The 281-nt window shown below is 25.6% G+C and carries 1 protein-coding gene; it reads left to right on the top strand.

Annotation, left to right across the window (positions count from 1 at the left end; all coding sequences use genetic code 11):
* Positions 1-281: glycosyltransferase (locus ACY2RW_RS16135; protein ID WP_490123759.1), on the top strand; the 281-nt coding region annotated here is incomplete at both ends.

Raw genomic sequence — 281 nt, 5'->3', positions numbered from 1 at the left:
TTAACTACTTAAAAGCTAAAAAAAAGATAGACAATTCTGTAAAGTTCGATTTTTCAAACTCAGACGAAATCCCTTTTGTTACTATACAACTACCAGTGTATAATGAGTTGTATGTCATGAAAAGATTATTAAAAAATATTGAAAAAATAACATATCCCAAAGAAAAATTAGAAATTCATGTTTTAGATGATTCTACAGATGAATCTGTAGAAATAACTGCATCACTCATAAAAGAAATTAAAGAAAAAGTGATAGACATTTTACACATTAAAAGAACCAAC

The sequence above is a fragment of the Polaribacter sp. 2305UL8-11 genome, from assembly GCF_058147165.1.
This window is presented reverse-complemented; position numbering and strand designations above follow the sequence as displayed.